We start from the raw sequence: 8599 nt of genomic DNA, 5'->3' as shown, positions 1-8599 counted from the left end.
GGCGGCCTTCGCGGGCGCGGCGGCGGCCGGGGCCGCGGCCTTCGGCGCGGGCGGCGCGGCGGGGGCGGCCGGGAGCGGCGCGGGGGCGGCGGCCACCGGCTGCGCGGTCGCCGGCGCGACGGGCGCGGGGGCGGCGGGCGCGGCCGGAGCTGCGGCAACGGGAGCGGCAACGGGGGTCGGCTGGGCGCCGACCGGAGTTGCGGCCTGGGTCACTGGAGTCACCTCGGTACCGGGCTTGTAGTCGGCGAAAAAGTCCCACCAGGCACGGTCGACCGAGGCCGGGTCCTGGAGGTACTGCTGGTAGATCTCGTCGACGAGCCACTCATTGGGGCCGAAGCCAGTGGAACTTGCCGAGCTGGGGGTTTCTTGGTGTGGCGACACGGGGCAACCGCCCTCTTCCGCTTCCTTTTGGGATGGTGGACAGCGGGGATTAAGGCTACGCCTCCGACCAGTGATCGCGCAGTCCCCGGTGGTCAGGCGTCGCCCAGATCACATTGCCGGGCCGGTTTTTGGCCGGATCCGTGCGTTAGGAATGCCGGAAATCGGGGAACTCGCCCCCAGATCGGTCGTGGTCATACCGGCATGAAATCGGACGAACCAGTGGTCTGGACCACTTGGCGACCCCGGGCGGACACCGGGCCCGAGCGGCCCGGACCCGGTTCGTACCGATTTCGCCACAGTCTCAGGCCGGGACCGGCGTCTCACCCGGAAGGGTGACCTCGATCCGGCAGCCCGTCGCCGCCTCCGCCACCCGGATCCGGCCGCCGTGCAGGTCCACCGCCCAGCGCGCGATCGCCAGCCCCAACCCGGTGCCGCCGTCGCTGCCCGGCCCCAGCGCGGTCGGCGAACCGCTGCGGCCGAACCGCTCGAAGACCCGCTCGCGGTCCTCCGCCGGGATCCCCGGCCCCTGGTCCTCCACCTCCAGCAGCAGCCCGCCGCCCTCCGCCGCCCGGGCCCGCACCGTCACGGTGCCGCCGGCCGGCGAGTGCTTGCAGGCGTTGTCCACCAGGTTGGCCACCACCTGGTGCAGCCGCTCCGCGTCCGCCACCGCCGCCAGCTCCGGCGGCCGCACGTCCAGCGCCAGCCGCACGTCCCCGCGCCGGTCGTACGCGCCGCCGGCCGTCGCGCCGTCCACCGTCACCCCGCGCAGCACCCCGTCCAGGAACGGGCCCACCCGGAACGGGCGGGAGTCCAGCGGGACGACGCCGTCGTCCAGCTTCGACAGGTCCAGCAGGTGGGTGACCAGCCGGCCCAGGCGCTCGGTCTGCTCCAGCGCGGTGCCCAGGTTCTTCGGGTCCGGCTTCACCACGCCGTCCACCACGTTCTCCAGCAGGCCGCGCAGCGCCGCGATCGGGGTGCGCAGCTCGTGCGAGACGTTGGCGATCAGCTCGCGGCGGTGCCGGTCGGCGGCCTCCAGGTCGCCCGCCATCCGGTTGAAGGTGTCGGCCAGCTCGCCGATCTCGTCCCGCGAGGAGACCTCGACCCGGCCGCTGTAGTCGCCCTCCGCCATCGACCGGGCCGCCGCCGTCATGTCGCGCAGCGGCGCGGTCAGGCCGTTCGCCAGGAACTGCATGAACAGCAGCGAGGCGATCAGCGAGAAGATCATGATGATCCGGATCTGGGTCTCCGACCGGATCGCCACCACCACCATCCCGGTGGCCAGCACCACCGAGACGACCACCAGCAGGGCCAGCTTGCCCTTGATCGAGCGGACCGGGTCGAACGGGCGGACGTCCGCCCACACCCGGCGCGCGGCGCGCACCACCAGCGGGGGCCGGGCGAGCGGGGGCCGGGGCGGGGCCGGCTCGGCTTCCCCGTTGCGTTGCTGCGGAAAGGTCATGGTGTCCCTGCGACTCGTCCTCGGCGACTCGGTCCCGGTGGGGTTCCGGTAGAGGGGGGTCGGGCCGCCGCGCGGGGCCCGGGCGGGCCCGGACCGGCGGCCACCGGTCAGGACAGCGGGGCCTCCAGCGCGTAGCCGACGCCGTGCACCGTGCGGATCCAGCTCGCGCCGATCTTCCGGCGCAGCGCCTTCACGTGGCTGTCCACCGTGCGGGTGCCGGACGCGTCGGTCCAGTCCCACACCTCGGCCAGCAGCTGCTCGCGGGTCAGCACCGCGCGCGGCTGCGCCGCCAGGCAGGCCAGCAGGTCGAACTCGGTCGGCGTCAGGTGCACGTCGCCGCTGCCCAGCCGGACCCGGCGCTGCACGTGGTCGATCTCCAGCTCGCCGAACCGCAGGCTGCCCAGGGCCGGCGTGCGGGCCGCCTGCTGGGCGCGCTCCACCCGGCGCAGCAGCACGTTCACCCGGGCCGCCAGCTCGCGCATCGAGAACGGCTTGGTCATGTAGTCGTCCGCGCCGACGCCCAGGCCCACCAGCAGGTCCGTCTCGTCGTCCCGCGCGGTCAGCATCAGCACCGGCACCGGGCGCTGCGCCTGGATCCGGCGGCACACCTCCAGGCCGTCGAAGCCCGGCAGCATGATGTCCAGCACCACCAGGTCCGGCTGCCAGGTGTGGAACCCGTCCACCGCGCCCGGCCCGTCGTGGGCCACCGCCACCTTGAAGCCCTCGGCCCCCAGCCGCGCCGCGATCGACTCCGCGATGGTGGGCTCGTCCTCCACGACGAGCACCCGTCGCTGGGTGCCCACCGGTCCACTGCTGATCGTCTCTTGCTGCATCTCTGTCACGGTCACGCCACCGCCCCCAGGGCTCGCGGGCCGACCGTCCGGGGACGGCGGGCTCCGCTCGTAGTCGTCTTGTTTCCGTCGTGCTGTTCCGTCGTGGGTGTGCCCCGCCGGCGGACGCATCAGGTTTGGCAGGTCCCCGTTCGGACGGGCACGGGCCAGTACCTTACCCGCAGCACTTGCGAGCTGTAACGGTACGTGTGCGACCGGAGCGCGCCCGGGTGGAGCCCTTCACAGAAGTTCCTCAGACACCTCTCACCCGCCCCCCGTATGGTGGGCCCGACGAGGCGTTCGGGAGGCACCATGACCAGCGCGGAACTGCGACGACGACTGCTCAGGCCCGGACTGCGGGCCGTGCCCACCCCGCGGGCCAACCCGTTCGCGCTCGGTTACCTCGGACTGCTGCTCGGCACCACCCTCTACGCCCGCTTCGGCGACCCGGAGACCGTGCACCGGCTCCAGGCCCTCTCCTCCACCGACGCGCACAACCTGCTCGCCCACCCCGCGCTCTCCCTCGTCGGCAGCGGCCTGTGGGTCGCCGGGCCGGTCTGGATGCCGTACTTCTGGGCCTTCGCCCTCACCGTCGCACCCCTGGAACGACGCATCGGCGGACTTCGTGCCCTCGGCGTCTTCGGCGCCGGACACGTCGCCGCGACGCTGCTCTCGCAGACCGTCGTGGTCGCCGCGGTCGCCACCGACCACGCCGAGGCCGGACTGCTGGACGCGATGGACATCGGCGTCTCGTACGGGGTGCTCGCCTCGCTCGGCGCGCTCGCCGGACTGCTCGGCCCCACCGGGCGGAAGGTCGCGCTGGGGGCCGGGCTCGCGCTGATCGCGCACCAGGTGGCGACCGACCCCGACCTGGTCACCTCGGTCGGGCACCCGGCGGCACTGGCGGTGGGCGTCGCGCTCTGGCCGCTCATTCGCGGCGGCGGCCCCCGGCGGCCCTGGCGGGCGGTCGGGGCCCGGGCGCGCGGCCGGGTGCGCGGCCGGTCGAAGGTCGCGCCGGCGGAGGGGTAGCCGGGCCGGCGCGGGGGCTTTCGCGGGGTTCGCCGGGTGGGGCGGGGTGCTGTTCGTGCCGCGATCTTTCCGGCGCGCTCCTTCCGCTTCGCGCAGTTCCCCGAGCCCCGCCAGGGGCGCGGGGCTCTTGGGATCGCGCCTGTTTCGGGGTGCGGGGGGTGTTCTCCGGGAGCGAACAGGGGGCGGGGAACAATCGGGGGGTGCCAGACCTTAGTCAGGTCAGCTCAACTTCACTGACTGGGGAGAGATCATGGCATCGACGTCCGTTCCGCTCACTCTGCCTGTGCTGCCGCTCGATGACGAGGTGGTGCTCCCCGGCATGGTGGTTCCGCTGGAACTTTCGAATCCCGAGGTGCGGGCGGCCGTGGAGGCGGCCCGGGCCGGGAGCGCAGGGGGGAAGCCGCAGGTGCTGCTGGTGCCGCGGCTGGACGGGTCGTACGCGGCGGTGGGGGCGCTGGCGACGGTCGAGCAGGTGGGACGGCTGGCGGACGGGGACCCGGCGGCGCTGGTGCGGGCCGTCCGGCGGGTGCGGATCGGTGCGGGGACGACCGGGCCGGGGGCCGCGCTGTGGGTGGAGACCACGCCGTTCAAGGAGTCGGACCAGGGGCTGCCGGTGGCCGGGCGGGCGGCCGAGCTGGTCAAGGAGTACAAGGCGCTGTCCACGCAGTGGCTGCGCCGCCGCGGGGCCTGGCAGATCGTCGACCGGGTGGCCGCGATCGAGGACGTCGGCGAGCTGGCCGACAACATCGGGTACGCGCCGTTCGCGACCGCCGAGCAGAAGCTGAAAGTGCTGCTGGAGGCGGACCGCCCGGCCCGGCTGGAGTACGCGCTGGGCCTGCTGCGCGACCACCTCGCGGAGGAGGAGGTCAACGACACCATCCGCAAGGACGTCGAGGAGGGCGTGGCCAAGCAGCAGAAGGAGTTCCTGCTGCGCCGCCAGCTGGAGGCGGTGCGCAAGGAGCTGGCCGAGCTGAACGGCGAGGCCGATACGGAGGAGGAGGACTACCGGGCCCGGGTCGAGGCGGCCGCGCTGCCGGAGAAGGTGCGCGAGGCGGCGCTCAAGGAGGTCGACAAGCTGGAGCGGGCCAGCGACCAGTCGCCCGAGGGCTCGTGGATCCGCACCTGGCTGGACACCGTCCTGGAGCTGCCCTGGAACGAGCGCTCGGAGGACGCGTACGACATCGCCGGGGCCCGCGCCGTGCTGGACGCGGACCACACCGGGCTGGCGGACGTGAAGGACCGGATCGTCGAGTACCTGGCGGTGCGCAAGCGCCGGGCCGACCAGGGCCTGGGCCAGATCGGCGGGCGTCGCGGGGGAGCGGTGCTGGCGCTGGTCGGGCCGCCCGGGGTGGGCAAGACCTCGCTCGGCGAGTCGGTCGCGAAGGCGATGGGCCGGTCGTTCGTCCGGGTCGCGCTCGGCGGCGTGCGGGACGAGGCGGAGATCCGCGGCCACCGCAGGACGTACGTGGGCTCGATCCCCGGCCGGATCGTCCGGGCGGTCAAGGAGGCCGGGACGATGAACCCGGTGGTGCTGCTGGACGAGATCGACAAGGTCGGCTCGGACTACCGGGGCGACCCGGCGGCGGCCCTGCTGGAGGTGCTCGACCCGGCGCAGAACCACACCTTCCGGGACCACTACCTGGAGGTCGAGCTCGACCTCTCGGACGTGGTGTTCCTGGCCACCGCCAACGTGCTGGAGGCCATCCCGGAGCCGCTGCTGGACCGGATGGACCTGGTCCGCCTGGACGGCTACACCGAGGACGAGAAGGTCGCCATCGCCCGCGACCACCTGCTGCCGCGCCAGCTCGCCAAGGCGGGCCTGGGCGGGGACGAGCTGACGGTGGACGAGGCGGCGCTGCGCAGGCTGGCCGCCGAGTACACCCGGGAGGCGGGCGTCCGGAACCTGGAGCGGTCGATCGCGCGGATCCTGCGCAAGGTCGCCGCGCAGACCGAGCTGGGCGAGCGCGAGCTGCCCGCCGCGATCGGCGCGGACGACCTGCGGGCCCTGCTGGGCCGGCCGCACCACGTGCCGGAGGCGGCGCAGGAGCCGGCCGAGCGGCGCACCGCGGTGCCCGGCGTGGCCACCGGCCTGGCGGTCACCGGCGCCGGCGGCGACGTCCTCTACATCGAGGCGTCGCTGGCGGACGCCGAGACCGGCTCGACCGGGCTGACCCTGACCGGTCAGCTGGGCGACGTGATGAAGGAGTCGGCGCACATCGCGCTCTCCTACCTGCGCTCGCGCGGCGCCGAGCTGGAGCTGCCGGTGACCGGGCTGCGCGAGCGGGGCATCCACCTGCACGTGCCGGCCGGCGCGGTGCCGAAGGACGGCCCGAGCGCGGGCATCACCATGACCACGGCGCTGGCCTCGCTGCTGTCCGGCCGCAAGGTGCGCACCGACGTGGCGATGACCGGTGAGGTGTCGCTGACCGGCCGGGTGCTGCCGATCGGCGGGGTGAAGCAGAAGCTGCTGGCCGCCGACCGGGCCGGGGTCACCACGGTGATCATCCCCAAGCGCAACGAGGCGGACCTGGACGACGTCCCCGCCGAGGTGCTGGAGCGCCTGTCGGTGCACCCGGTCTCGGACGTCCGGGAGGTGCTGGCGCTGGCGCTGGAACCGGCGGAACTGCTGGTCGCGGCGGCCTGATCCGGCCGGGGGCCCCGGGAGTGCGCGTACTTCCGAGGCCCCTGGTGGTTGCCGAAACGAGCCCGTGGGACACTTCCCGCATGCCGTCCCCTACGCAGCGCGCGCTGACCGCCATCCCGGAGCGCTACCGCCCGTTCCTGGTCAAGCACCGCAAGCTGGTGAAGTTCCTCGTGGTGGGAGGAACGTGCTTCGTCCTCACCATGATCATCAACTTCGCCCTGAAGATGTCCGTCCTGGAGAGCAAGCCGGTCATGGCGCTCACCATCGCGACCGTGATCACCACGCTGGTCTCGTACGTGATGAACCGCCAGTGGTCGTTCCGTGCGGCCGGGCGCAAGCGCGAGGCCGCCGGGTTCTTCGTGGTGAGCGCCCTGGCGGTGGGCGTGAACGACCTGCCGCTGGTGGCCTCGCGGTACGTGTTCGACCTGCGCGAGCCGGACGTGAGCCACATGACCCAGGAGGTCGCCGACTTCGCCAGCGGCATCATCGTGGGCACCCTGGTGGCGATGGTGTTCCGCTACTGGGCGATGAACCGCTTCGTGTTCACCCAGTTCTCGGACCGGATCACCCAGGGCCAGGAGCCGGGCCGGGAGCCCGAGCGGGTCTGACCCCGCGAGCCCCTTCGGCCGCTCACGTCTCCGCGGGGACGGGGCGGCCGAAGCGCGGGGCCCGGGCCACCGCGAGGAAGGTCACCGCGACGCCGACCACCGCCCAGGCCGCCAGCACCAGGAACGGCACGGTGAGGTTGGTGGAGTCCAGGTAGGCGATCGAGCGGGCCGCCGAGGTGCCGGCCCCGTTCGGGATCCACTCGCCGATCGCCCGCCAGAACGCGGGCAGCAGCGGTGGCGGGAAGACGCCGCCCGCGCTGGGGTTGCCCAGCACCACGAAGAGCAGCACCGCCAGGCCGATGCCGACCACGTCGAACAGGCACTCCAGGGCCATGGTGACGGCGCCGACCGAGAACACCACCAGGGTGCCCAGGCCGGTGAGCGCGGCGATCGAGCCGGGCAGCGCGTGCAGGATCGGTCCGATGATCAGCGCGCCGCCCAGGCCCGCCGCGACCGAGTACAGCGCCAGGGTGCCGAGCCGCAGCACCGCCCGGGCGGTGTTCGCCGGGCGGGAACCGGCGCTGATGCCGAGGATCGAGGCGACCAGGTAGCCGCCCACGCACCAGCCGACCACCAGGTAGAAGGCGGACAGCCCCTCGGCGTCGCCCTTGGCCAGCGGGATGGTGTCGTCCACCACGACCGTCCGGCCCTGGTTCGCGGCCAGCTTGCCGACGATGCCCTCCGCGGCGGTGGCGGCGGCCGGGCCGCGGGCGCCGGCCACCAGCAGCGCGTCCTCGGTGCCGGTCGGGTCGACCACCCAGGCCGCGTAGATCTTCTGGTCCTTGATCCGGGCCCGGGCGGTGTCCTCGTCCGGCAGGACGGAGGCGCGCACCGCGTCGTCCGGGACGGACTCCAGCGCGTCGACCAGCTTGGGCGCGGCCTCCGCCGGGGCGACCACGGCGATGGACAGCTCGTGCGGCGCCGGGTGGTGCAGGGCACCCACGTACGAGGTGATGAAGCCGAGCTGGAGCAGCAGGACGGCGACGACCAGGAAGAAGGCGCGCGGGGTGACCGCGTCCCGGAGGTCGCCGAGGAAGCCCTTTCCGGATTCTGCCTGGTGGGCCATGGTGGGGCGTCTCCTTCAACGGGGGCAAAGGCGGGAAAAACGTCCAAATCGTTACTTCGTACCATGAAGCGGTCGAGTGCCGGGGGAGGCGCGGGCTGCGCGATACTGTCCGCCATGAGTGACCCCCTGGACGGGCCGAACCCCGCCGAACTGGCGTTTCTCGCGGTCGAGCGGGAGGTGGCGACGCTGTTCAGGCGCAGCCGGGCGCGGGCGGCCGAGATCTCCCGGCTGGTGCACCCCGAGCTGGAGGCCGGGGCGTACGTGCTGCTCGGGTTCATCCGGGAGTCCGGGCGGGCCCGGGTGACCGACGTCGGGCTGCACTTCGGGGTGGGCAAGGCCACCGTGAGCCGGCAGATCCGGGCGATCGAGGAACTGGGGCTGCTGCGCCGGGAGACCGATCCGCTGGACCGGCGGGCCTCGCTGGTGTCGCTGACCGAGGAGGGCGAGCGGCGGTTCGCGGCGGCCCGGGAGGAGCGGATGGCGCGGTTCCGGGAGTCGCTGGCCGGCTGGGAACTGGCCGAGCTGGAGCAGTTCGCCCGGCTGCTGGAGCGGTTCAACGAGCTGACCGAGGGGGTCTGAGGG

8 protein-coding genes are annotated in these 8599 nt (G+C 73.5%); 4 read left to right on the top strand and 4 right to left on the bottom strand.

Going from position 1 to position 8599, the window contains the following annotated elements; translation table 11 throughout:
* The 3 genes from ACWEO5_RS17565 to ACWEO5_RS17555 form a co-directional block, all read right to left on the bottom strand.
* Positions 1-381, bottom strand: a 381-nt coding sequence (locus ACWEO5_RS17565; protein ID WP_452163214.1) for a 2-oxoglutarate dehydrogenase E1 subunit family protein, incomplete at its 3' end; no start/stop codon positions are given.
* 301 nt (positions 382-682) lie between these two features.
* Positions 683-1840, bottom strand: a complete 1158-nt coding sequence (locus ACWEO5_RS17560) for a HAMP domain-containing sensor histidine kinase (RefSeq protein WP_452163213.1) — start codon at positions 1838-1840, stop codon at positions 683-685.
* A 107-nt stretch (positions 1841-1947) separates the two neighbouring features.
* Positions 1948-2673 (bottom strand): response regulator transcription factor, encoded by a 726-nt coding sequence (locus tag ACWEO5_RS17555; protein WP_033212075.1) that lies wholly within the window; start codon positions 2671-2673, stop codon positions 1948-1950.
* A gap of 309 nt (positions 2674-2982) precedes the next feature.
* On the opposite strand from ACWEO5_RS17555, the gene ACWEO5_RS17550 reads away from it, so the two are divergent.
* From ACWEO5_RS17550 to ACWEO5_RS17540, 3 genes are all read left to right on the top strand, one after another.
* Positions 2983-3699 (top strand): rhomboid-like protein, encoded by a 717-nt coding sequence (locus ACWEO5_RS17550; RefSeq protein ID WP_452163212.1) that lies wholly within the window; start codon positions 2983-2985, stop codon positions 3697-3699.
* Positions 3700-3949: 250 nt separating this feature from the next.
* Positions 3950-6343 (top strand): endopeptidase La, encoded by a 2394-nt coding sequence (gene lon, locus ACWEO5_RS17545; protein ID WP_452163211.1) that lies wholly within the window; start codon positions 3950-3952, stop codon positions 6341-6343.
* Positions 6344-6423: 80 nt separating this feature from the next.
* Positions 6424-6951, top strand: coding sequence for a GtrA family protein (locus tag ACWEO5_RS17540; protein ID WP_452163210.1), 528 nt, complete (start codon positions 6424-6426; stop codon positions 6949-6951).
* Between the two features lie 22 nt (positions 6952-6973).
* On the opposite strand, the gene ACWEO5_RS17535 is transcribed toward ACWEO5_RS17540, so the two are convergent.
* Positions 6974-8017 carry a DUF3533 domain-containing protein gene (locus ACWEO5_RS17535; RefSeq protein ID WP_452163209.1) on the bottom strand — a complete coding sequence of 348 codons (1044 nt, stop codon included), beginning with the start codon at positions 8015-8017 and terminating at the stop codon, positions 6974-6976.
* Between the two features lie 114 nt (positions 8018-8131).
* On the opposite strand from ACWEO5_RS17535, the gene ACWEO5_RS17530 reads away from it, so the two are divergent.
* The gene (locus tag ACWEO5_RS17530; RefSeq protein ID WP_452163208.1) at positions 8132-8596 is read left to right on the top strand and encodes a MarR family winged helix-turn-helix transcriptional regulator; all 465 of its coding nucleotides are present in this window, start codon (positions 8132-8134) and stop codon (positions 8594-8596) included.
* Positions 8597-8599: the final 3 nt, after the last annotated feature.

Source organism: Kitasatospora sp. NPDC004272 (genome assembly GCF_053603035.1).
This window is presented reverse-complemented; position numbering and strand designations above follow the sequence as displayed.